We start from the raw sequence: 22,628 nt of genomic DNA, 5'->3' as shown, positions 1-22,628 counted from the left end.
TTAAAAATAGATATTTTAGATTCATATCTTTTACGTTTAAAATTAGATAATCATGATGCAATTATTAATTTTTAAGGCATATTAATATGTTACATACTTTAATGAAATCTCCTTTTATAAGTAATATATCTCTTCTTATGACTATGTTAAAAAAATCAGATGATTTTTTAGCTCTTCAAGACGGAGTATTAATTGCATTAATAGATAATGTTTTTTTAAAAAATATAATTATGTCTTCAGCAACATTGTATCTTATAAAAGAAGATGTTTATGCTAGAGGAGTTCAAAAAAATATTTCTAATAAATTTATTTTAATTAGTTATACTCATTTCATTTTATTAACACTTAAGCACAAACAACAAATGACTTGGTAAAAATGCAAGTTTATAGTTAACTTATTTATATCCAATCCTAAAAATCTTTACCATAAAAGATTTATTATATTTATATCATGTTGATATTTTTCAAAAAATCCATCTGAAATAGGAGTTTTTATGGCCACAGTAAATCAATTGGTCCGCAAACCTCGTTTACGAAAAGTGATTAAAAGTAATGTTCCAGCATTAGAAGGAAGTCCCCAAAAAAGAGGTGTTTGTATAAGAGTTTACACTACTACTCCTAAAAAACCAAATTCAGCACTACGTAAAGTATGTCGTGTAAGACTAACTAATGGTTTTGAAGTTACTGCTTATATTGGAGGTGAAGGTCATAACTTACAAGAACATTCTGTAATTTTAATACGAGGAGGTAGAGTAAAAGATTTACCAGGAGTTCGATATCATATTGTTAGAGGATCATTAGATTGTGCCGGTGTAAAAGAACGTAAAAAAAGTCGTTCTAAATATGGAGTAAAAAGACCTAAAAAATAAAAAATATGTGTTTTTTAAACATCAATTTAATATTTTTTATAGTATATATTTATTTTAAAAATATGGAGTTATTTTATGCCACGTCGTCGTATTATTGGAACTCGTAAAATTTTACCAGATCCAAAATTTTCATCAGAATTATTAGCTAAATTTATTAATATTCTTATGATAGATGGTAAAAAATCTATTGCCGAATCTATTGTGTATACTGCATTGAAAAATTTATCTAAACGTACAGAAAAAAAAGAATTAGAAGCATTTGAAACAGCTTTAGAGCACGTTCGTCCAACAGTAGAGGTTAAATCTCGTCGAGTTGGAGGTTCAACATATCAAGTACCAGTAGAAGTACGTCCAGTTCGACGAAATGCTTTAGCTATGCGTTGGATTGTAGAATCAGCTCGTAAACGTACGGATAAATCTATGTCTTTACGTTTATCAAATGAACTTTATGATGCAGTTTCAAATAAAGGAACAGCAGTTAAAAAAAGAGAAGAAGTACATAAAATGGCAGAAGCTAATAAAGCATTTGCTCACTATCGTTGGTAACGACTATTAAATTTTTATATATTTTTTATAAATTATATTGAGACAATGATCTTAATTGATTTGATAAAATTGAATTTTTTAAAATCTAAATATAAGAGAAAGATAATGTCTCGTATAACACCTATTTCTCGATATCGAAATATTGGAATTAGTGCTCATATCGATGCTGGTAAAACCACTACTACGGAAAGAATTTTATTCTATACAGGAATTAATCATAAAATTGGTGAAGTTCATGATGGTGCTGCTACTATGGATTGGATGGAGCAAGAACAAGAAAGAGGAATTACTATCACATCAGCTGCTACTACGGCATTTTGGAGCGGAATGGCAAAACAATTTAAACCGCATAGAATCAATATTATTGATACACCAGGACATGTTGATTTTACCATAGAAGTAGAACGATCAATGCGTGTTTTAGATGGTGCTGTTATGGTGTATTGTGCAGTAGGAGGTGTTCAACCGCAGTCTGAGACTGTTTGGCGTCAGGCTAATAAATATAATGTTCCTCGTATAGCATTTATAAATAAAATGGATCGTATGGGAGCTAATTTTCTAAAAGTTGTAAGGCAAATAAAAACACGTTTAGGAGCTAATCCTGTTCCATTGCAACTAGCTATTGGTTCAGAAGATAATTTTATTGGTATAATAGATTTGATTAAAATGAAAGCAATTTATTGGAAAGATTCTGATCAAGGTCTAAGCTTTACTTATGATGAAATTCCCAAAGATATGAAGATATTATCAGAAAAATGGCATCAAAATTTAATTGAATCAGCAGTGGAATCTGATGAAAATCTTTTAGAAAAATATTTAAATGGTATTAACTTATCAGAAAAAGAAATAAAATATGGATTAAGAAATAGAGTTTTAAATGATGAAATTGTACTTATAACTTGTGGTTCTGCTTTTAAAAATAAAGGAGTGCAAGCATTACTAGATGCAATAATTGAATATCTTCCTGCACCTAATGATATTCAAGACATTAAAGGTATTTTAAATGATAATCAAAATACTCCTTCTATTAGATCTTCAAACGATATAGCTCCTTTTTCTGCTTTAGCATTCAAGATTGCAAATGATCCATTTGTAGGAAATTTAACTTTTTTTCGTGTATATTCAGGAGTTGTCAAATCTGGAGACACTGTTTTTAATTCTGTAAAAAACCAAAAAGAAAGATTTGGTAGAATCGTTCAAATGCATGCTAATAAAAGAGAAGAAATAAAAGAAGTATATGCAGGGGATATAGCTGCTGCTATTGGTTTAAAAGATGTAACTACTGGAGATACTTTATGTGATTTAAATCAACCAATTATATTAGAAAGAATGGAATTTCCAGATCCGGTAATATCTATTTCTGTAGAACCTAAAACTAAAGTAGATCAAGAAAAAATGGGTTTAGCTTTAGGAAGATTAGCAAAAGAGGACCCATCATTTCGAGTTAATACTGATCAGGAGTCTAATCAAACAATAATTTCTGGAATGGGTGAGTTACATTTAGAAATTATTATTGATCGTATGAGACGAGAATTTAGCATAGATGCTAATATTGGAAAACCTCAAGTAGCATATCGTGAAACTATTTTAAATAAAGTAAAAGATATTGAAGGAAAACATATTAAACAATCAGGTGGAAGAGGACAATATGGTCATGTTGTTATAGAATTATTTCCATTAGAACCAGGAGGTCCGGGATATTTATTTATAAATGATATAAAAGGAGGAATAATACCTAATGAATATATTTCAGCAGTTGATAAAGGAATTCAAGAACAACTAAAATATGGTCCCTTAGCAGGATATCCTGTCGTAGATATTGGTGTACGTCTTTATTTTGGTTCTTATCATGATGTCGATTCTTCTGAATTAGCTTTTAAATTAGCAGCCTCTATTGCATTTAAAGATGGTTTTAAAAAAGCTAAACCAGCTTTACTAGAACCTATTATGAAAGTAGAAATAGAAACTCCAGACGATTATATGGGTGATGTAATTGGTGATTTAAATCGTAGAAGAGGTACAATTGAAGGAATGAAAGATTTGTCTATTGGTAAAATTATTAAAGCATGTGTTCCTTTGTCTGAAATGTTTGGTTATGCTACTGATTTGCGTTCTCAAACACAAGGAAGAGCATCCTATTCTATGGAATTTTTAAAATATGTAGAAGCACCATCTAATATTTCTTTATCTATTATTGAAAAAAGAGAAAAGTAGCAGTTTTTTTCTATAATGTATACAATATTTTCTATTTAAAAAAATATACTATCTGAGGAATAAAATAATGTCTAAAGAAAAATTTCAACGTTTAAAGCCTCATATAAACGTAGGTACTATTGGTCATGTAGATCATGGAAAAACCACTTTAACCGCTGCAATAACAACTGTTTTATCTAAAAAATATGGTGGTTCTGCACGTGCTTTTGATCAAATAGATAATGCACCAGAAGAAAAAGCAAGAGGAATTACCATCAACACTTCACATGTAGAATATGACACGGAACTTAGACATTATGCTCATGTAGATTGTCCAGGACATGCTGATTATATAAAAAATATGATCACTGGAGCTGCTCAAATGGACGGTGCTATTTTAGTAGTGGCCGCAACAGATGGACCGATGCCACAAACTCGTGAACATATTTTACTTGGAAGACAAGTAGGAGTGCCTTACATTGTTGTCTTTCTTAATAAATGTGATATGGTAGATGATGAAGAATTACTTGAATTAGTAGAAATGGAAGTGCGTGATTTATTAACACAATATGATTTTCCTGGAGATGATACACCTATTATTCGTGGTTCGGCTCTTAAAGCATTAGAAGGTGATCCTGAATGGGAGTCAAAAATTATTGATTTGTCTAAATTTTTAGACAGCTATATTCCTGAACCAAAACGTGCAATAGATCAACCTTTTTTACTACCAATAGAAGATGTTTTTTCTATATCAGGAAGAGGTACAGTAGTTACTGGACGAGTAGAAAAAGGTGTGATTAAAATCGGCGAAGAAGTAGAAATTGTTGGAATTAAAAAAACAACGAAAACTACTTGTACAGGTGTAGAAATGTTTAGGAAATTGTTAGATGAAGGTCGTGCTGGAGAAAATGTAGGCGTTTTACTGCGTGGTACAAAACGCGATGAAATTGAAAGAGGTCAAGTTTTAGCAAAACCTGGTAGTATTCATCCACATACAACATTTGAGTCTGAAGTTTATGTTTTATCCAAAGAAGAAGGTGGGCGCCATACTCCATTTTTTAAGGGATATCGTCCTCAGTTTTATTTTCGAACTACTGATGTAACAGGTTCTATTGAATTACCTGAAGGTGTTGAAATGGTTATGCCTGGGGATAATATAAAAATGACTGTTACTTTAATTAATCCTATTGCCATGGCCGATGGATTACGATTTGCTATACGTGAAGGAGGTCGTACTGTTGGAGCAGGTGTAGTTTCTAAAGTTTTAAATTAATAGTTACCTTTTATTAAAAATATTATTTTATTTTGATATCTAGTTGAATTTATTGAGAAAAGAGTATAAAATGCTCTTTTCTTAATCAATGTTTATTATTTTTATATATTTTTATAAAACACTCCCGATATAGGAGTTACATCTGTAATAACTAATTACATCTATTCCGAAGTATATATTAATTCGGAAAAGATAAAATTTTTAATTTGTATTATAACTGGAGTTCTGAGCTAATGCAGAACCAAAGAATTCGTATTCGCTTAAAAGCTTTTGATCATAGATTAATTGATCAATCAACAACAGAAATAGTTGAAACAGCAAAAAGAACTGGTGCACAAGTTCGTGGACCAATTCCTCTTCCAACTCGTAAGGAACGTTTTACTATTTTAGTTTCTCCACATGTAAATAAGGATGCTCGTGATCAATATGAAATTCGTACACATAAACGTTTAATTGATATAGTAGAACCTACTGAAAAAACTGTAGATGCATTAATGCGCTTAGATCTTGCTGCTGGCGTAGATGTACAAATTAGTTTGGGTTAATTATATATATATCATAGATACATATAAGGTATTAAAAAAATGGTTGGTTTAGTAGGCAAAAAGATTGGCATGACTCGTATTTTTACTAAAGAAGGAACTGCAATTCCTGTGACCGTAATCGAACTTCAGGAAAATAGAATTACACAAATTAAAAATATGAATACTGATTTTTATTGTGCTATTCAAGTAACAACTGGTCTAAAAAAAACCAATAAGTTAAAAAAACCACAAGCAGGTCATTTTTTAAAATCTGGTGTTCTTCCCGGTCGAGGTTTATGGGAATTTAGAACTAGTCAAGATAAGATTTTTAAAGTTGGAGAAAGTATTAGAATTAATGTTTTTAAAAATGTAAAAAAAGTAGATGTTACAGGTTTTTCTAAAGGAAAGGGTTTTTGTGGAACAGTCAAACGTTGGAATTTTCGTACGCAAGATGCAACTCATGGAAACTCTTTATCTCATAGAGTGCCTGGTTCTATTGGTCAAAACCAAACTCCCGGAAAAGTATTTAAAGGGAAAAAAATGGCAGGACAATTAGGTAATAACCGTGTCACAGTACAAAGTTTAAATGTAGTAAATATTGATGAAAATAAAAATATTCTTTTAGTAAAAGGCGCTGTTCCCGGTGCTACTGGTAGTAATCTTATAGTTAAACCGGCTGTTAAGGTTTAAGCAGTGAGGAGCAAAGAATGGAATTAGTAGTTAAAGATATACAAAGTATTCTTAGTGTTTCTGAAATCATTTTTGGTCGTGATTTTAATAAAGCTCTAATTCATCAAGTTGTTGTTGCTTATTCAGCATCTACTCGTCAAGGTACGAGGGCTCAAAAAAGTCGTGCTGAAGTTTCTGGATCAGGTAGAAAACCATGGCGACAAAAGGGTACAGGTCGTGCACGTGCAGGTTCTTTCAGAAGTCCAATTTGGAGATCAGGTGGTGTAACGTTTGCCGCAAAACCACAAGAATATAGTCAAAAAGTCAATAAAAAAATGTATCGTGGTGCATTAAAAAGTATTTTTTCTGAGTTAATACGTCAAAAACGATTAATTACTTTTCAAAAGTTTTCATTAAGTTCTCCAAAAACAAAACTTTTAGTGGAAAAATTAAAAGATATAAATGTAAAAAGCGTTCTTATTATTACTGATAAAATAGATAATAATTTATTACTTGCTTCTAGAAATTTATATTTAGTTGAAGTTAAAGATGTTTATTCTATAGATCCTGTCAGCTTAATATCTTTTGAACATGTAATTATTACTGTTAATGCAATAAAAAAAGTAGAGGAAATACTTTCATGATTTCTGAAGAGCGTTTACTGAAAATATTACTTTCTCCACATGCATCTGAAAAATCTTCTATATCTATAGAAAAGCATCATACTGTTGTTTTAAAAGTTTTAAATAATGCTACTAAATATGAAATAAAGCTTGCAGTAAAAAAAATATTTAACGTAGAAGTTGATAGTGTTAAGACTTTAAAAGTTAAGGGAAAAAAAAAGCGTCAATCTAATCGCATTATTCAAAAGAGCAATTGGAAAAAAGCCTATATTAAAGTTAAAAAAGGGTATAATTTAGACTTCATAGCTAATACAGAGTAATTGAAGGAAAAAATAAATGGCAGTTGTTAAATGTAAACCAACATCTCCAGGTCGTCGTCATGTTATTAAGATTGTCAACACGAAACTATACAAAGGAAAACCATATTCTTTACTCTTAAAAAAGAAATGTAAGACAGGAGGAAGAAATAACAATGGAAGAATTACAACACGTCATATTGGTGGCGGACATAAAAGAGCATATCGTATTATAGATTTTAAGAGAAATAAAGACAATATAGAAGCTATTGTAGAAAGATTAGAATATGATCCTAATCGTTCAGCCAATATCGCTTTAATATTATATAAAGATGGAGAGAGAAACTATATTTTAGCTCCAAAAAATTTACAAATAGGAGACAATATCATTTCTGGTTTGCATGCTTCTATAAAGATAGGAAATTGTTTGCCAATTGAAAAAATACCAGTTGGTACATTTATTCATAATGTAGAAATGAAACCCGGAAAAGGTGGTCAAATAGCTCGTTCTGCAGGAAGTTATGTACAATTAGTTGCATGTGATAAAGAATATGCTACTTTACGATTGCGTTCAGGTGAAATGAGAAAAATACAATCTAGTTGTAGGGCTACTATTGGCGAAGTTGGAAATTCTGAACATATGCTAAAAGTATTAGGAAAAGCAGGTGCATCGCGTTGGGTAGGAATACGTCCTACTGTGCGCGGTACAGCAATGAATCCTGTTGATCATCCTCATGGAGGTGGTGAAGGTAGAAATTTTGGAAAACATCCTGTAACCCCTTGGGGTATTCAAACTAAAGGTAAAAAAACCCGTAAAAACAAACGCACTGAAAAATTTATTTTACGTCATCGTATTAAATAATTTTAAAGAGGATCATTTTAACATGCCACGTTCTCTTAAGAAAGGTCCTTATATTGATTTAAGTTTATTAAAAAAAGTAGAAAAATCAATCAAGAAAAACGATAAGAAACCTATAAAAACTTGGTCAAGGCGTTCAACAATATTCCCTAATATGGTTGGTTTAACAATATCTGTACACAATGGTCGTCAACATATTCCTATATTTATTACTGAAGAAATGGTAGGACATAAGTTAGGTGAATTTTCTTTGACACGAACTTATAGAGGGCATACTGCTGATAAGAAAGTAAAAAAACGTTAAAGAAAAGAGGAAATGTAAATGGAAACGTTGGCTCAACATCGTCAAGCAAAATCTTCTGCTCAAAAAGTACGTTTAATTGCAGATTTAATTCGAGGTAAAAAAGTTTCGCAAGCATTAAATATTTTAATGTATACAAAAAAAAAGGCAGCTTTTTTAGTAAAAAAAGTTTTAGAGTCAGCTATATCAAACGCAGAACATAATAATGGTGCTGATATAGATCGATTAGTAATTAAAAAAATCTTTGTTAATGAAGGTTCAACAATGAAAAGAATGATGCCACGTGCTAAAGGACGTGCAGATCGTATTTTAAAACGTACTAGTCATATTACTGTGATTGTATCTGATCATTAATATTAGGAGAAAATAATAATGGGTCAGAAAGTACATCCTAATGGAATGCGTTTAGGTATAATAAAAAAATGGAATTCAGTTTGGTTTGCTAATACTAAAGATTTTGCTGACCATTTAGATGGTGACTATAAAGTTCGTCAGTTTTTAATGAAAGAATTATCAAAAGCATCTGTGTCACGAATCATTATTGAAAGACCTGCGAAAAGCATTCGAGTTACTATTTATACAGCGAGACCAGGTATTGTTATTGGGAAAAAAGGTGAAGATGTAGAAAAATTAAGAACAACTATTGGTAAAATCACTGGTGTTCCAGTACAGATAAATATTTCTGAAGTACGAAAACCAGAACTAGATGCAAAACTTGTTTCAGATAGTATAACTTCTCAGTTAGAACGAAGAGTTATGTTTAGACGTGCAATGAAAAGATCTGTTCAAAATGCTATGCGTCAGGGTGCAAAAGGTATTAAGGTTGAGGTTAGTGGACGTTTAGGTGGGGCAGAGATAGCTCGTAGAGAATGGTATAGAGAAGGCAGAGTTCCTTTGCATACATTACGTGCAAATATTGATTATAGTATTTCAGAAGCTCATACAACATATGGTGTAATAGGTGTAAAAGTATGGATTTTTAAAGGTGAAATATTAGGTGGAATGGCAACAATTGAAAAACTAGAAAAACCTTCGATTCAAAAAAAAAAGCAAAATCGTAAACATCGCAAATAAAAAAAGAAGGCAAAGAGGGGTTGATCATGTTACAACCAAAACGTACAAAATTCCGTAAAATGCATAAAGGACGAAATCGCGGTTTAGCTTCTGGTACTGATGTTAATTTTGGTGTTTTTGGTTTAAAAGCTATTGATCGGGGACGTTTAACAGCTCGTCAAATTGAGTCTGCAAGAAGAGCTATTACTCGTTGTATCAAAAGACAAGGAAAAATGTGGATACGTATTTTCCCTGACAAACCTATTACTCAAAAACCATTAGAAGTAAGAATGGGTAAAGGAAAAGGAAATGTAGAATATTGGGTAGCTTTAGTTCAACCTGGGAAAATTCTTTATGAATTAGATGGTGTGACTGAAGAGGAATCACGTGAAGCATTTAGATTAGCAGCAGCAAAGTTACCGATTAGAACTATTTTTGTAACTAAAATGGTGATGTAATGAAAGAAATAGTTAAACTTCGAAAAAAAAGTACAAAAGATCTGAATATAGAACTTTTACAATTATTTCGAGAACAATTTAATCTTCGCATGCAATCTGTTTCTGGAAAGTTAAAACAACCTCATTTGTTGAAAAAAGTCAGACGCAATATCGCACAAGTGAAGACTTTGTTGACTGAAAAGAAAGGAAACTAAAAATGGCAAAAATTCGAACTTTGCAGGGTCGTGTTTTAAGTAATAAAATGCAAAAATCTGCTGTTGTCGTTATTGAGCGTTTTGTAAAACATGCTATTTATGGAAAATTTATCAAACGTACTACAAAACTTCATATTCATGATGAAAAAAACGAATGTTCAATTGGGGATTTAATAGAAATTAGAGAATCTCGTCCTATTTCCAAAACAAAATCTTGGATATTAGTGCGTATTGTCAAAAAAACTATTTTGTAAATTATTTAAAATAGTTTTGTATTGTTCTGTTTTCTATTAATAAATTATGTCTAATGTTATAATAAAATGTTCTTTAACTAGTATTTTCTTAATACGTTAATTAGAATAATAGAGGCATTGAAAACATGATTCAAGAACAAACAATTTTACAAGTAGCAGATAATTCTGGCGCACGTTCTGCTATGTGTATTAAAGTATTAGGTGGTTCTCATCGTCGATATGCAGGTATCGGCGATATTATTAAAATTACAATTAAAGAAGCAATACCTAGAGGAAAAGTAAAAAAAGGAGAGGTATTAAAAGCTGTAATAGTAAGAACTAAAAAAGGAGTGAGACGATCTGATGGTTCTATCATTCGTTTTGATACTAATGCTTGTGTTGTGTTAAATAATAACGAACAACCTATTGGAACTCGTATTTTTGGACCTGTTACCCGTGAACTTCGAACAGAAAAATTTATGAAAATTATTTCATTAGCTCCAGAAGTTCTTTAAAAAATATTTTAGTGTTAAAGGAATAAGATATGGCATCAAAATTACGTCGTAATGACGAAGTCATTGTATTGACTGGGAAAGATAAGGGAAAAAAAGGTGTTATCAAAAGTATTTTATCTTCAAATAAAGTAATCATAAATGGTTTAAATATGATTAAAAAACACCAAAAACCAATTCCTTCGCAAAATAGAATAGGTGGTATTATTGAAAAAGAAGCTCCTATTCAAATATCAAATATTGCTATTTTTAACCCAGAATCTAATAAATCAGATCGTGTTGGTTTTAAGTTTAAAGAAGGGAAAAAAATTCGTTTTTTTAAATCTAATGGAAAAGTTATTAAATAGTTTTTTTATAATACGAAACGGAGTAATCCCAAACGGAGTAACATAAATACAATGTCTACATTTTATAATTATTATAAATCAAAAGTCATTAAACAACTCATGCTCAAATTAAATTATACTTCTAGTATGCAGGTTCCTAGAATTGATAAAATAACTTTAAATATGGGTGTAGGTTTAGCAGCTTCTGATAAAAAAATTTTAGATAATGCTATTTTAGACTTAACAGTAATATCTGGACAAAAACCATTAGTGACTAAAGCTCGTAAATCAGTGGCAGGTTTTAAAATTCGTCAAGGTTATCCTATTGGCTGTAAAGTTACATTACGTGGTCAAAGAAAATGGGATTTTTTTGAGCGTTTAATAATTATTGCTATTCCGCGTATTCGTGATTTTCGTGGATTATCAACTAATTCTTTTGATGGAAAAGGAAATTATAGTTTAGGAATACGAGAGCAGATTATTTTTCCTGAAATTGATTATGATAAAGTTGATCGAGTACGTGGATTAGATATTACTATAACTACTACAGCTAAAAATGATAATGAAGGTCGCTTATTATTATCCTCGTTTAATTTTCCCTTTCGAAAATAGCATTAAGGTTATTCAATGGCTAAACAATCAATGAAAGCAAGAGAAGTAAAACGTATAAAATTAGCTAATAAATTTTATGCGCAACGTATTGAGTTAAAAAATATTATTTCTAATATTCATTTATCAGAAGAAAAGCGTTGGAATGCGGTTCTTAAATTACAATCTTTTCCACGTGATTCTAGTCCATCGCGTCAAAGAAATAGATGTCGTCAAACCGGACGACCTCATGCTTTTTTACGAAAATTCGGATTAAGTCGAATTAAAGTTCGAGAAGCGGCTATGAAAGGTGAAATACCTGGATTAAAAAAAGCAAGTTGGTAAAATATATTTTTTCAGATTTTGGAGTTTTAAAATGAGCATGCAAGATCCAGTATCAGATATGTTAACTCGTATTAGAAATGGTCAATTAGCTAATAAATATTCAGTAAAAATGCCTTTATCTAAATTAAAAAAATCAATTGTTATTTTATTAAAAAAAGAAGGTTTTATTAAAGATTTTAATATTACAGGAACTTCGAAATTAGAATTAGAGATATTTTTAAAATACTTTCATGGAAAACCTGTTATAGAAACAATTCAACGTGTTAGCCGTCCAAGTTTGAGAATATATAAAAAAAAGAATAAATTACCTAAAGTAATGGATAATTTAGGGATTGCTGTAATTTCTACTTCTCAAGGTATTATGACAGATCGAAAAGCTCGTAAAATAGGTTTGGGTGGTGAAATTGTTTGTTATGTATCTTAAATTATAAAATGGAGAAATAATGTCTCGTATTGCTAAACGTCCAATTTTAGTTCCTTCTAATGTTAATGTAGAATTACATGAACAAGTAATATCTATTCAAGGTAAATATGGACATCTTTCACGTACTATTCACCAATCAGTTAAAATTGAGTATCTAGAAAATAAAATTATGTTCTTTCCACGTGCAGGTTTTTCCGATAGTTGGGCCCAAGCAGGAACATCAAGAGCTTTAGTAAACTCTATGATTATAGGTGTTTCTGAAAAATTTACTAAAAAATTACAACTTTCTGGAGTTGGATACAGAGTTTCAATGGCGAAAAACAATGTAATTAGCATGTCATTAGGTTATTCTCATCCTATTACTTATTCTTTACCTCAAGGTATTAGTATAGAGAATCCTTCTCCTGCAGAAATAATAGTTAAAGGGATAGATAAACAATTAGTTGGACAAATCGCTGCTAATTTACGTGCTTATCGTGTTCCAGAACCTTATAAAGGAAAGGGTATTCGTTATTCGAATGAGATTATACGAATAAAAGAGGCGAAAAAGAAATAATATGATTATTATAAGTAAAAACAAAATTTTTAGTCGTATACGCAGATCTATGAAAACACGTTGTAAAATCAAAGAACTAGGTGCAACTCGATTAGTTGTACACCGTACTTCTCGTCATATATATGCCCAAATCATTTCTTCTGAAGATTCCAAAGTTTTAGTATTTGCTTCAACTTTAGAAAAAAAGATAAGCTGTACTTTAAAATATACAGGTAATAAAGAAGCGGCAAAAGTAATAGGGAAGATTATTGCCGAAAGAGCCTTATCAAAAGGAATATGTAATGTTTCTTTTGATCGATCTGGTTTTAAATATCATGGTCGTATAAAACAATTAGCAAAATCCGCTCGTGAAGTTGGACTTAATTTTTAAGGTGAAAAATACAGTATGGCTAACATTGATAAAAAAAATAATAGTGATTTACAAGAAAAATTAATTACAGTAAATCGGGTATCAAAAACTGTAAAAGGTGGTCGTATATTTTCTTTTACAGCATTAACTGTAGTAGGAAATGGGAATGGTCGAGTTGGATTTGGTTATGGAAAAGCTCGTGAAGTTCCTGCTGCTATTCAAAAAGCCATGGAAAAAGCTAGACGTAATATGATTACTATTCCACTTATAAATAAAACTTTACAACATTCTTTAAAAGGGACTCACACTGGATCAAAAATTTTTATGAAACCAGCTTCTGATGGAACTGGTATTATTGCAGGTGGTGCTATGCGAGCAGTTTTAGAAGTAGCAGGAGTACATAATGTATTAGCTAAAACTTATGGTTCTACTAATCCAATCAATGTTGTTCGAGCTACTATCAATGGTCTAATGCATATGAAATCTCCAGAAATGATAGCAGCTAAGAGAAATAAACAAATTGAAGAGATATTAGGATAAATTTTATTTCATGAAAAATATAAAAATCACTCAAATAAAAAGTGCTATAGGAAGATTGCCTAAACATAGAAAAACACTAATTGGTCTTGGATTACGTTATATTGGACACACTGTAATACGTGAAAATACAGCCGCAATTCAAGGTATGATAAGAAAAATTTCTTATATTTTAAAAATACAAGAGGAATAAATAATGTATTTGAACACTATTTCTCCAGCATATGGAGCAAAACAAGACAGAAAAAGAAAAGGAAGAGGCATTGGTTCTGGATTAGGAAAAACTGCAGGTAGAGGTCATAAAGGTCAAAAATCTAGATCAGGTAGTAGCATTCGTCGTGGTTTTGAAGGAGGTCAGATGCCTTTATATAGAAGACTTCCTAAATTTGGTTTTAATTCTCGAAAAAAAAATAGTACTTCTGAAGTACGTTTGACAGATATATCAAATTTATCTACAAATATTATTGATCTCAATATATTAAAGAAAGAGAAAATTGTTAAAAAAAATGTTAAACAAGCAAAGATTATTTTGACAGGAAAATTAAAACTTTCTTTAATTATACGAGGTTTGTCTGTGACTAAAGGTGCTCGTATGGAAATAGAACGTTCTGGTGGTAAAATTGAAGGATAAGCAATAAAAAAATGGTAAAACAATTAGCGTTAAATTTTAAAAATACTAAAAAAAACTTTTGTGAACTAAAACAAAGAATTGTCTTTTTAATTATAGCTATAATTGTATTTCGTATTGGTTCTTTTATTCCAATTCCTGGAATTGATACTACAATTTTATCTAAAATATTAAATGAACAAAAAGGTACTATCGTTGATATGTTTAATATGTTTTCTGGTGGTGCGTTAAGTCGAGCTTCTATTTTTTCTTTAGGTATAATGCCGTATATATCAGCTTCTATTATTATTCAATTGTTAACATTAGTACATCCAACTTTATCTGAAATTAAGAAAGAAGGAGAATCTGGACGTCATAAGATAAATCAGTATACTAGATATGCTACTTTAATATTATCTTTATTACAATCTATTGGAATTGCTACAAGTTTACCGAATTTTTCAGGTATGCATACTATTATAATAAATCTTGATTACTATTTTTATTTAACGGCAATTGTTAGTTTAGTTACGGGTACTATGTTTTTAATGTGGCTAGGTGAATTAATTACAGAATGTGGTATTGGAAATGGAATTTCAATTATTATTTTTGTTGGAATTATAGCAGGTTTGCCAGCATCGATAAGTAATACTATTGAACAGACTAGACAAGGAAATTTACATTTTTTATTTTTTTTATTTATTTTATTATTAATGTTTTTAGTTGTTTTTCTTGTGGTTTTTATTGAACGAGCACAAAGAAAAATTGTTGTACATTACGCTCATCGTCAACGTGGTCGACGTATTTATTCTGCTCAAAATACTCATTTGCCTTTAAAGATTAATATGTCAGGTGTAATACCTGCTATTTTTGCATCTAGTGTACTTCTTTTTCCAATTACGATTATATCATGGTTTAACTTAAGTCATCAATGGAATTTTTTAAACGTTATTTCTCTTTATTTACAACCTAATCATCCTTTATATTTAGTTTTATATGTATCTGCAATAGTATTTTTTTGTTTTTTTTATACAGGATTAGTGTTTAATCCTCGTGAAACAGCTGATAACCTAAAGAAGTCAGGTGCTTTTATTGCAGGAATTAGGCCTGGTGAACAAACTACTAAATATATTAATAAAATTATGTTAAGACTGACATTTTTTGGTTCTTTTTATATTACTTTTATTTGTTTGATGCCAGAATTTATGAAAACTTTCATGAATGTTCCATTTTATTTTGGTGGTACTTCCTTACTGATTGTTGTTGTTGTTATTATAGATTTTATTAGTCAAATTCAAACATTGATGATGTCGAATCAATACGATTCTATATTAAAAAAATCTAATTTGAGTTAAAAAAGTAAAACACTTAAAAAGAATATTAAAGGAAATTATAATGAAAGTACAAGCTTCTGTAAAAACACTATGTAGAAATTGTAAAATTATACGAAGACATAATGTTGTACGAGTGATTTGTAGTAACAACCCAAAGCATAAACAACGTCAAGGTTAATTTTTATCCGATTGAAATTAGTTTTTTGTATAATTTTTTAAAAAAATATTTTTCATAAGATATTGATCTATGATCAATACATGAGGTTTTAGAATATGGCACGTATTGCAGGCATTAACATCCCAGAAAATAAACATACTGTAATTGCATTAACCGCAATATACGGAATTGGAAAAAAACGTTCTAAACTTATTTGTTCTATTGTAAAAATTTCTGAAAATTCTAAAATCACAGATTTGAATGAAGAACAAATTGAATTATTAAGGATTAATGTTGCGAAATATGTTATTGAAGGTGATTTACGGAGAGAAAAAACTTTAAATATTAAACGTTTAATTGATCTTGGTTGTTATCGTGGTTTACGTCATCGAAGACATCTTCCAGTGCATGGACAGAGGACGAAAACTAATGCTAGAACTTGTAAAGGTCCTAGAAAACCAATAAAAAAATAATTTAGGTAATTTTCATAATGGCAAAAAATTCAGTAATTCGTACACGGAAACGTGTAAAAAAACAAATTTTAGATGGTATAGCACATATTCATGCTTCTTTTAATAATACCATTGTAACTATTACAGATAGACAAGGAAATTCTTTAGGTTGGGCTACTTCTGGTGGTTCTGGTTTTAGAGGTTCTCGTAAATCCACTCCCTTTGCGGCACAAATTGCAGCAGAACGATGTGCTGAAATTGTAAAAGACTATGGTATAAAAAATCTAGAAGTTATGGTGAAAGGGCCTGGTCCAGGAAGAGAATCGACTATTCGAGCATTAAACGCTGCTGGATTTCGTATTACAAATATAACTGATGTAACACCAATTCCTCATAATGGATGTCGTCCACCTAAAAAACGTCGTGTGTAACTTTTTTAGCAAGTATTGGAGAATAAAATGGCGAAATATTTAGGTCCAAAATTAAAATTAAGTCGACGTGAAGGAACTGATTTGTTTTTAAAGTCAGGTCTTCGTGCAATAGAATCAAAATGTAAACTAGAGCAACCTCCTGGACAACATGGAATTCGAAAACCTAGATTATCTGATTATGCCACTCAATTACGTGAAAAACAAAAAGTTCGTCGTTTATATGGCGTTTTAGAACGTCAGTTTAAGATATATTATAAACTTGCAGTTAGTTTAAAGGGAAATACTGGCGCTAATTTGTTACAGTTATTAGAAAGTAGATTAGATAATGTAGTGTATCGAATGGGATTTGGTTGTACACGCGCTGAATCAAGACAATTAATCAATCATAAATCTATTATGGTAAATGATAAAATTGTCAATATAGCTTCATATCAAATATCTCCTAATGATCGCGTGTCAGTCAGAAGTAAATCTAAAAATCAATCACGTATAAAAGCGTCATTAATACTGGTTGAACAAAGAGAAAAACCAATTTGGTTAGAAGTTGATCCGACTAAAATGGAAGGTATATTTAAAAGATTTCCTGAACGTTCTGATTTATCTGCAGAGATCAATGAACACTTGATTGTTGAACTTTATTCTAAATAGTAAAGTTTAATATTAAATAGAGGATTATATGCAGAATGCTATTATAGGTCTTTTGAAACCCCGACTTGTAGATATCGAACAAATTAGTACGACTCATACGAAAGTAACTTTAGAACCATTAGAAAGAGGATTTGGTCATACACTTGGCAATGCATTACGAAGAATTCTTCTTTCTTCTATGCCTGGATGTGCTGTAACTGAAGTTGAAATTGACGGCGTGCTTCATGAATATAGTACCAAAGAGGGTATACAAGAAGATATTTTAGAAATATTATTAAATTTAAAAAGATTAGCTGTTAAAGTATATGGAAAAGACGAAGTTTTTCTTACATTAAAAAAATCTGGTATTGGTTGTGTTACAGCTGCAGATATTATGCATGACGGAGATGTAGAAATTATTAATCCAGAACATATAATTTGTCATTTAACTTATGAAAAAGCTTCTATTGAAATGCGAATAAAAGTACAACGTGGTAGAGGTTATATTCCAGCGTCTTCTAGGGTTCATATAGAAGATAGTTCACGTCCTATTGGTTGTTTATTAGTAGATGCTTGCTATAGTCCAATAGATCGAATTTCTTATAATGTAGAAGCTGCTCGTGTAGAACAAAGAACAGATTTAGATAAGTTAATCATTGAAATGGAAACAAATGGTACTATTGATCCAGAAGAAGCAATTCGTCGAGCTGCTACTATTTTAGCAGAACAATTAGAAGCATTCGTTGATTTAAGAGATGTTCGTGAACCTGAAATAAAAGAAGTAAAACCTGAATTCGAACCTATTTTATTACGTCCTGTAGATGATTTAGAACTAACAGTAAGATCTGCTAATTGTCTTAAAGCTGAAGCAATACATTATATTGGTGATTTAGTACAAAGAACTGAAGTAGAGCTTTTAAAAACACCTAATTTAGGAAAGAAGTCTTTAACTGAAATTAAAGATATACTAGCTTCTCGAAATTTATCTCTTGGAATGAGATTAGAAAATTGGCCGCCATCAAGTATTTTAGATGAATAATTTTATATATTTTAAAGATATTTTTATATAAAGGACAAATCTATGCGTCATAGAAAAAGAGGTCGACAATTAAGTCGTAATCGTAGTCATCTCAATGCTATGCTGAAAAATATGACATGTTCACTTTTTTTACATGAGATTATTAAAACTACACTTGCAAAAGCAAAAGAATTAAGGCGCGTTGCAGAACCTATCATAACTTTATCTAAAGTAGATACTATTGCACATAGACGATTAGTATTTTCTCGTATTCGTGATAATGAAATAGTAGCAAAATTATTTAAAACATTAGGTCCTAGTTTTATTAGTAGATCAGGTGGTTATACACGTATTTTAAAATGTGGTTTTAGATCAGGTGATAAAGCTCCTATGGCTTATATTGAATTAGTTGATCGTGTGAAAAAAACCAAAAAAGAAGTTATTGCAAAAAAATAAAAAATTTTTTTCTAAAGCAAACGGAAAATTACCGTTTGCTATTTTTTTGTTGACATGTATTTTTAAAAAAATCAAAAAGTTATTTTATATAATCATACCAATTCTAAAGAAATTGTTTTTTGAAAAAAATATATTTTTTACATCCATAATCTTTTTTCCAGGAAATTGTAATTTTTGAATATTTAGTATTTTATCGGATGTATTTATTTGAATTCCATGTTTATTAAAAAATAAAATTTCTCCTATTTTTAAATTAGGTTTAGAACTGAAAATAACTTCTGCCTCCCATACTTTTATTATTTTATTATTGATAATAAAATGACAAACAGGCCATGGATTGAATGCTCGTATTAAACGTTCTAATTTAATTGCTTTTGAATTCCAGTTTAACAAACCGTCTTTTTTATAAATTTTTTTTGATAAAATTGCATATTTTTCATTTTGTTTTTTTTCAATAATTATATCTTGAGAAATTTTTGTTAAAACATCTGATAATGCTTGCACTCCAATTTTCATTAATTTATATGATAAACTTTGAGATGTATCTTTTAAAGATATATTACATTCAATAGAATGTAGTATATTACCAGCATCGACTTTTTCATTCATTTTAATTATACTAATACCTGTTTTTTTATCACCATATAAAATTGATGATTGAATAGGAGTTGGTCCTCTCCATCTTGGTAATAGTGAAGCATGAACATTAATACATCCTTTTGGAAACATTGTTAAAATTTCTTTTGGTATTATTTTCCCATAGGATACTACAATCATTATATCTGCATGGAGTTTTAACAGTGTTTCTCGAAATATTTTATCATGTAAATTTGAAGGTTGTAAAACAGGAATATGCTTTTTTATAGACATTTTTTTTACAGGAGAAAAAGTAATTTTTTGTCCTCTACCAGAAGGAAGATCTGGTTTTGTAATGACTGATACTATCGATTGTGATGAATCGATTAACATTTTTAGATGTTCGGCAGAAAAATATTCTGTTCCAGCAAAAATAATTTTTAGTTTTTTCAAATTTATATTATTCCTTTAATAAATTTTTTTGTTTTTTAATTTTTTTAAATTTTTTTTCAATTCTATCTTGTTTAAATTTTGATAAATAATCAATAAACAATCTTCCATGAAGATGATCTATTTCATGTTGTATGCAAATTGAAACTATTGATTTTGCTTCTATTTCTATTGCTTTTCCATATATGTTAATGGCTCTTACCTTTATATAATTTGATCTAGGAACAGTAGCACGATACTTTGGAATTGATAAGCATCCTTCTTCAATACTAATATGACCTTTTTTTTTGACAATCACTGGGTTAATCAGTATCAAATTATCTTTTTGTTCTTCCATTTTTTTAACTACGACAATTTGTAATTGAATATTTACTTGAGTTGCAGCTAAACCAATTCCTTCTTCTTGATGCATTGTATCAATCATGTTATTTACAATATGCTTGATTGTTGTATCGATTTTTTTTACGGGTTTGGCTATGAGCCTTAAACGCTTATCTGGATAATATAATATTTTTAGAAAAGACATAGATTTAAATTTAAAATTCTTGAATTTTATATATTAGTATAGACTTTTTTATTATAATTAAAAGTTTACTTTGATTATTTTTATAAAATTTTTAATGTAATCTATTAAAAAGTATATTATAAATTTTTTTATATTATTTATATATTTATAAAAGTTATAATAAGTTTATATATATTTAAAATACATTGCTAAATATTTAAATTTTTTAATATCTGATTGAGGATATAATGTTTAATGTATTAATATACTTATTTGAAACTTATGTATATAGTAAACCTAAAATTTCTATTGATTATGATAATTTGACAAAAGATTTATCAAATGCAGGATTTCAAAAAAGAGATATTTATAATGCTTTATGTTGGTTGAAAAAATTATCTTGTTATAAAAAAAATATTATTTCATCTATTAATTTGCTATCAAAACAAATGTCTATTCGAATTTATACTCAAGAAGAATCGTTTAAATTAAATTCTGATTGTCGTGGTTTTATACTTTTTTTGGAACAATTAGAAATATTAACATTAGATACACGTGAAATTATTATTGATAGAATTATGGAATTAGATGTGAATGAAATAAATTTAGAAGATTTAAAATGGATTATATTAATAATATTGTTTACAATTCCTGGATGCGAGATAGTTTATAAAAAATTAGAAAATTTATTATTTAACTTTAAGGAAGAAATTATACATTAAATATTTTTTCTTTTTATAGAAAGAAAACATAATATTTGATAGTGAGAAAAGATTAATGAGTAAAAAGCATTTTTTAAATTCACTTTTATTTTGTATAAAAGTGTTACGAAGTAAAAATGTAATTGCATATCCTACTGAGTCTATGTTTGGATTAGGTTGTGATCCTAATAGTAAAGAAGCAACAATAAAACTATTAAATTTAAAAAAAAGAAATATAGAAAAAGGACTTATATTAGTAGCTTCAAATTTTAATCAAATTAAAATGTATATTAATGAGAATGTTTTATCTAAAGAACAAAAGAAAAAAATCTTTTCATTTTGGCCAGGACCGTTTACTTTCTTACTTCCAGCAAGTTCAAAGGCTCCTTTTTGGATAACAGGTAAATTTAATACTATAGCTGTACGCATCAGTGCGCATATAAGTATAATAAAATTATGTAATACTTTTGGTAATGCCATAGTTTCTACAAGTGCGAATGTTACCAATATGGCTCCTAGTATTACATCTGAACAAGTTTTTGAATATTTTGGTAGAGATTTTCCACTATTACATGGAGAAATAGGTATAGAAAAAAATCCTTCTAAGATTATTAATATTATTAATGGAAGGTTAATTCGCTATGCTTAAATGTAACAATTTTAATTATGCTTTATTTGGAAATCCAATTGATCACAGTAAATCACCTGAAATTCATAGTTTTTTTTCTAATCAAACAGGTATTTTTCATAATTATAAATCTATAAATATTCCATTAGGTGAATTTTTTTATTATGTAAGTGAATTTTTTAAAAAAAATGGTAAAGGAGCAAATATTACCGCACCATTTAAGCAAGAAGCTTATTTATTCGCTGATCAATTAACTGAAAGAGCTAAAATTGCTCAATCTGTTAATACATTAAAAAAAGTAGATAATAAATACATTTTAGGAGACAATACAGATGGAATTGGATTGTTATCTGATTTAATTAGATTAAATTTTATAAAAAAAAAATCTTTAGTATTAATACTTGGTGCTGGTGGAGCGGTGAGAGGTATTCTTTACCCCTTATTATCGTTTGGATGTTCAATTTTTATTTTAAACAGAACTTTGTCGAATGCTGAAAAGCTAGTTTTACAATTTAATAAATATGGAATAATTAATGTATTTAATAAGAACTTGCTGAAAAAAAAACATTTTGATTTAATTATTAATGCCACATCAAAACATGATCAAAGTAATAAAAATATTATAGACTTATCTTTAATTTCAAATAAAACTTGTTTTTATGATATGAATTATACGAAAAGTATATCTTGTTTAAATACATATGTTAAAAAAAAATCTAATATTTTTTCTAATGGTATAGGAATGTTGGTATTTCAAGCTGCGAATTCTTTTTTTTTATGGCATAATATTTATCCAAAAACAGATTCTATTATAGATATTTTAAAAGATAATATTAAATAAGAACAAGTAATTTTTTTATATTATCTTTATCTTTTTGAAATTTTTATTAATAATGAAGAAAATACTTGACTCTTTTTTTTCGATCTGTATTATTTATCTTATTGTTTATAAAAAAAA

Annotated in this window: 38 protein-coding genes and 1 pseudogene; 37 read left to right on the top strand and 2 right to left on the bottom strand. The window is 29.2% G+C overall.

Translation table 11 applies throughout. The annotated features are described in order from the left end of the window. The 34 genes and pseudogenes from D9V70_RS03395 to rplQ form a co-directional block, all read left to right on the top strand. Positions 1 to 75: pseudogene (locus D9V70_RS03395) on the top strand (sulfurtransferase complex subunit TusC); the annotation flags it as partial. 11 nt (positions 76 to 86) lie between these two features. Continuing rightward, on the top strand, positions 87 to 374 hold the full coding sequence (tusB, locus tag D9V70_RS02730) for a sulfurtransferase complex subunit TusB (RefSeq protein ID WP_158356196.1): 288 nt from the start codon (positions 87 to 89) through the stop codon (positions 372 to 374). Positions 375 to 494: 120 nt separating this feature from the next. Beyond that, complete coding sequence (gene rpsL, locus D9V70_RS02725; RefSeq protein WP_158356195.1) at positions 495 to 869, top strand: 30S ribosomal protein S12; 375 nt, start codon at positions 495 to 497, stop codon at positions 867 to 869. 75 nt (positions 870 to 944) lie between these two features. Continuing rightward, entirely contained in the window at positions 945 to 1,415 is a 471-nt protein-coding gene (rpsG, locus tag D9V70_RS02720; protein ID WP_158356194.1) for a 30S ribosomal protein S7, read from the top strand. A gap of 105 nt (positions 1,416 to 1,520) precedes the next feature. Then, a complete protein-coding gene (gene fusA / locus D9V70_RS02715) occupies positions 1,521 to 3,629 on the top strand; it encodes an elongation factor G (protein WP_158356193.1) in 2,109 nt (702 codons plus the stop codon). A gap of 67 nt (positions 3,630 to 3,696) precedes the next feature. Next, complete coding sequence (gene tuf / locus D9V70_RS02710) at positions 3,697 to 4,881, top strand: elongation factor Tu (RefSeq protein ID WP_158356192.1); 1,185 nt, start codon at positions 3,697 to 3,699, stop codon at positions 4,879 to 4,881. A gap of 233 nt (positions 4,882 to 5,114) precedes the next feature. Beyond that, on the top strand, positions 5,115 to 5,426 hold the full coding sequence (rpsJ, locus tag D9V70_RS02705) for a 30S ribosomal protein S10 (protein WP_009874476.1): 312 nt from the start codon (positions 5,115 to 5,117) through the stop codon (positions 5,424 to 5,426). 39 nt (positions 5,427 to 5,465) lie between these two features. Next, positions 5,466 to 6,095, top strand: coding sequence for a 50S ribosomal protein L3 (gene rplC / locus D9V70_RS02700; protein WP_158356191.1), 630 nt, complete (start codon positions 5,466 to 5,468; stop codon positions 6,093 to 6,095). 17 nt (positions 6,096 to 6,112) lie between these two features. Then, positions 6,113 to 6,718 carry a 50S ribosomal protein L4 gene (rplD, locus tag D9V70_RS02695; RefSeq protein WP_158356190.1) on the top strand — a complete coding sequence of 202 codons (606 nt, stop codon included), beginning with the start codon at positions 6,113 to 6,115 and terminating at the stop codon, positions 6,716 to 6,718. Then, positions 6,715 to 7,017, top strand: coding sequence for a 50S ribosomal protein L23 (rplW, locus tag D9V70_RS02690; protein WP_158356189.1), 303 nt, complete (start codon positions 6,715 to 6,717; stop codon positions 7,015 to 7,017). Before rplD ends, rplW begins: the two co-directional genes overlap by 4 nt. A 16-nt stretch (positions 7,018 to 7,033) precedes the next feature. Then, positions 7,034 to 7,855, top strand: a complete 822-nt coding sequence (gene rplB, locus D9V70_RS02685; protein ID WP_158356188.1) for a 50S ribosomal protein L2 — start codon at positions 7,034 to 7,036, stop codon at positions 7,853 to 7,855. 22 nt (positions 7,856 to 7,877) lie between these two features. Further along, complete coding sequence (gene rpsS / locus D9V70_RS02680; RefSeq protein ID WP_158356187.1) at positions 7,878 to 8,156, top strand: 30S ribosomal protein S19; 279 nt, start codon at positions 7,878 to 7,880, stop codon at positions 8,154 to 8,156. Positions 8,157 to 8,174: 18 nt separating this feature from the next. Next, on the top strand, positions 8,175 to 8,507 hold the full coding sequence (gene rplV / locus D9V70_RS02675; protein ID WP_158356186.1) for a 50S ribosomal protein L22: 333 nt from the start codon (positions 8,175 to 8,177) through the stop codon (positions 8,505 to 8,507). A gap of 18 nt (positions 8,508 to 8,525) precedes the next feature. Beyond that, positions 8,526 to 9,227, top strand: a complete 702-nt coding sequence (gene rpsC, locus D9V70_RS02670; RefSeq protein ID WP_158356185.1) for a 30S ribosomal protein S3 — start codon at positions 8,526 to 8,528, stop codon at positions 9,225 to 9,227. A gap of 26 nt (positions 9,228 to 9,253) precedes the next feature. Next, the gene (gene rplP, locus D9V70_RS02665) at positions 9,254 to 9,664 is read left to right on the top strand and encodes a 50S ribosomal protein L16 (RefSeq protein WP_158356184.1); all 411 of its coding nucleotides are present in this window, start codon (positions 9,254 to 9,256) and stop codon (positions 9,662 to 9,664) included. After that, positions 9,664 to 9,858 carry a 50S ribosomal protein L29 gene (gene rpmC / locus D9V70_RS02660; RefSeq protein ID WP_158356183.1) on the top strand — a complete coding sequence of 65 codons (195 nt, stop codon included), beginning with the start codon at positions 9,664 to 9,666 and terminating at the stop codon, positions 9,856 to 9,858. Before rplP ends, rpmC begins: the two co-directional genes overlap by 1 nt. Positions 9,859 to 9,860: 2 nt before the next feature. Continuing rightward, positions 9,861 to 10,112 carry a 30S ribosomal protein S17 gene (rpsQ, locus tag D9V70_RS02655; protein WP_158356182.1) on the top strand — a complete coding sequence of 84 codons (252 nt, stop codon included), beginning with the start codon at positions 9,861 to 9,863 and terminating at the stop codon, positions 10,110 to 10,112. 125 nt (positions 10,113 to 10,237) lie between these two features. Then, entirely contained in the window at positions 10,238 to 10,606 is a 369-nt protein-coding gene (rplN, locus tag D9V70_RS02650) for a 50S ribosomal protein L14 (protein WP_158356181.1), read from the top strand. 29 nt (positions 10,607 to 10,635) lie between these two features. Continuing rightward, positions 10,636 to 10,950 (top strand): 50S ribosomal protein L24, encoded by a 315-nt coding sequence (gene rplX / locus D9V70_RS02645; protein WP_158356180.1) that lies wholly within the window; start codon positions 10,636 to 10,638, stop codon positions 10,948 to 10,950. A gap of 51 nt (positions 10,951 to 11,001) precedes the next feature. Further along, positions 11,002 to 11,541, top strand: a complete 540-nt coding sequence (rplE, locus tag D9V70_RS02640) for a 50S ribosomal protein L5 (RefSeq protein WP_158356179.1) — start codon at positions 11,002 to 11,004, stop codon at positions 11,539 to 11,541. 15 nt (positions 11,542 to 11,556) lie between these two features. Next, positions 11,557 to 11,862: a 30S ribosomal protein S14 gene (gene rpsN, locus D9V70_RS02635; RefSeq protein WP_158356178.1), complete on the top strand. Its 306-nt coding sequence runs from the start codon at positions 11,557 to 11,559 to the stop codon at positions 11,860 to 11,862. 31 nt (positions 11,863 to 11,893) lie between these two features. Continuing rightward, on the top strand, positions 11,894 to 12,286 hold the full coding sequence (rpsH, locus tag D9V70_RS02630) for a 30S ribosomal protein S8 (RefSeq protein ID WP_158356177.1): 393 nt from the start codon (positions 11,894 to 11,896) through the stop codon (positions 12,284 to 12,286). A gap of 19 nt (positions 12,287 to 12,305) precedes the next feature. Then, positions 12,306 to 12,842 (top strand): 50S ribosomal protein L6, encoded by a 537-nt coding sequence (gene rplF, locus D9V70_RS02625; protein WP_158356176.1) that lies wholly within the window; start codon positions 12,306 to 12,308, stop codon positions 12,840 to 12,842. A 1-nt stretch (position 12,843) separates the two neighbouring features. Next, positions 12,844 to 13,212 carry a 50S ribosomal protein L18 gene (gene rplR / locus D9V70_RS02620; protein ID WP_158356175.1) on the top strand — a complete coding sequence of 123 codons (369 nt, stop codon included), beginning with the start codon at positions 12,844 to 12,846 and terminating at the stop codon, positions 13,210 to 13,212. A gap of 15 nt (positions 13,213 to 13,227) precedes the next feature. Further along, a complete protein-coding gene (gene rpsE, locus D9V70_RS02615; protein ID WP_158356174.1) occupies positions 13,228 to 13,731 on the top strand; it encodes a 30S ribosomal protein S5 in 504 nt (167 codons plus the stop codon). Between the two features lie 10 nt (positions 13,732 to 13,741). After that, on the top strand, positions 13,742 to 13,921 hold the full coding sequence (gene rpmD / locus D9V70_RS02610) for a 50S ribosomal protein L30 (protein ID WP_158356173.1): 180 nt from the start codon (positions 13,742 to 13,744) through the stop codon (positions 13,919 to 13,921). Positions 13,922 to 13,924: 3 nt separating this feature from the next. Continuing rightward, complete coding sequence (gene rplO / locus D9V70_RS02605; RefSeq protein ID WP_158356172.1) at positions 13,925 to 14,359, top strand: 50S ribosomal protein L15; 435 nt, start codon at positions 13,925 to 13,927, stop codon at positions 14,357 to 14,359. Between the two features lie 11 nt (positions 14,360 to 14,370). Then, a complete protein-coding gene (gene secY, locus D9V70_RS02600) occupies positions 14,371 to 15,690 on the top strand; it encodes a preprotein translocase subunit SecY (protein ID WP_158356171.1) in 1,320 nt (439 codons plus the stop codon). 40 nt (positions 15,691 to 15,730) lie between these two features. Beyond that, positions 15,731 to 15,847 carry a 50S ribosomal protein L36 gene (gene rpmJ / locus D9V70_RS02595; protein ID WP_158356170.1) on the top strand — a complete coding sequence of 39 codons (117 nt, stop codon included), beginning with the start codon at positions 15,731 to 15,733 and terminating at the stop codon, positions 15,845 to 15,847. 95 nt (positions 15,848 to 15,942) lie between these two features. Beyond that, positions 15,943 to 16,299 (top strand): 30S ribosomal protein S13, encoded by a 357-nt coding sequence (gene rpsM / locus D9V70_RS02590; protein ID WP_158356169.1) that lies wholly within the window; start codon positions 15,943 to 15,945, stop codon positions 16,297 to 16,299. Between the two features lie 17 nt (positions 16,300 to 16,316). Beyond that, positions 16,317 to 16,709: a 30S ribosomal protein S11 gene (gene rpsK / locus D9V70_RS02585; RefSeq protein WP_158356168.1), complete on the top strand. Its 393-nt coding sequence runs from the start codon at positions 16,317 to 16,319 to the stop codon at positions 16,707 to 16,709. Positions 16,710 to 16,736: 27 nt separating this feature from the next. Beyond that, positions 16,737 to 17,357 carry a 30S ribosomal protein S4 gene (rpsD, locus tag D9V70_RS02580; protein WP_158356167.1) on the top strand — a complete coding sequence of 207 codons (621 nt, stop codon included), beginning with the start codon at positions 16,737 to 16,739 and terminating at the stop codon, positions 17,355 to 17,357. 28 nt (positions 17,358 to 17,385) lie between these two features. After that, entirely contained in the window at positions 17,386 to 18,375 is a 990-nt protein-coding gene (locus D9V70_RS02575; RefSeq protein WP_158356166.1) for a DNA-directed RNA polymerase subunit alpha, read from the top strand. Between the two features lie 42 nt (positions 18,376 to 18,417). Continuing rightward, positions 18,418 to 18,810, top strand: coding sequence for a 50S ribosomal protein L17 (gene rplQ / locus D9V70_RS02570; RefSeq protein ID WP_158356165.1), 393 nt, complete (start codon positions 18,418 to 18,420; stop codon positions 18,808 to 18,810). A gap of 84 nt (positions 18,811 to 18,894) precedes the next feature. Here rplQ and fmt read toward each other — a convergent pair whose 3' ends face one another. Both fmt and def read right to left on the bottom strand, forming a co-directional pair. Next, the gene (gene fmt, locus D9V70_RS02565) at positions 18,895 to 19,839 is read right to left on the bottom strand and encodes a methionyl-tRNA formyltransferase (RefSeq protein ID WP_158356164.1); all 945 of its coding nucleotides are present in this window, start codon (positions 19,837 to 19,839) and stop codon (positions 18,895 to 18,897) included. 7 nt (positions 19,840 to 19,846) lie between these two features. After that, entirely contained in the window at positions 19,847 to 20,362 is a 516-nt protein-coding gene (def, locus tag D9V70_RS02560; protein ID WP_158356163.1) for a peptide deformylase, read from the bottom strand. 227 nt (positions 20,363 to 20,589) lie between these two features. Here def and D9V70_RS02555 point away from each other — a divergent pair, with 227 nt between their 5' ends. Genes D9V70_RS02555 through aroE form a run of 3 tightly spaced genes read left to right on the top strand, consistent with a single transcriptional unit; the run spans position 20,590 to position 22,511 of the window. Then, a complete protein-coding gene (locus D9V70_RS02555) occupies positions 20,590 to 21,063 on the top strand; it encodes a DUF494 family protein (protein WP_158356162.1) in 474 nt (157 codons plus the stop codon). Between the two features lie 55 nt (positions 21,064 to 21,118). Further along, entirely contained in the window at positions 21,119 to 21,691 is a 573-nt protein-coding gene (locus D9V70_RS02550; protein ID WP_437177662.1) for a Sua5/YciO/YrdC/YwlC family protein, read from the top strand. Then, entirely contained in the window at positions 21,684 to 22,511 is an 828-nt protein-coding gene (gene aroE / locus D9V70_RS02545) for a shikimate dehydrogenase (protein WP_158356160.1), read from the top strand. The genes D9V70_RS02550 and aroE overlap by 8 nt, the downstream gene beginning before the upstream one ends. Positions 22,512 to 22,628 lie beyond the last annotated feature (117 nt).

The organism is Buchnera aphidicola (Lipaphis pseudobrassicae) (genome assembly GCF_005081185.1).
In the GTDB taxonomy this organism is placed as follows: Bacteria; Pseudomonadota; Gammaproteobacteria; order Enterobacterales; family Enterobacteriaceae; genus Buchnera; species Buchnera aphidicola_AD.
Note: the sequence above shows the minus strand (reverse complement) of the source record. Positions and strands in the feature narration are given on the sequence as shown.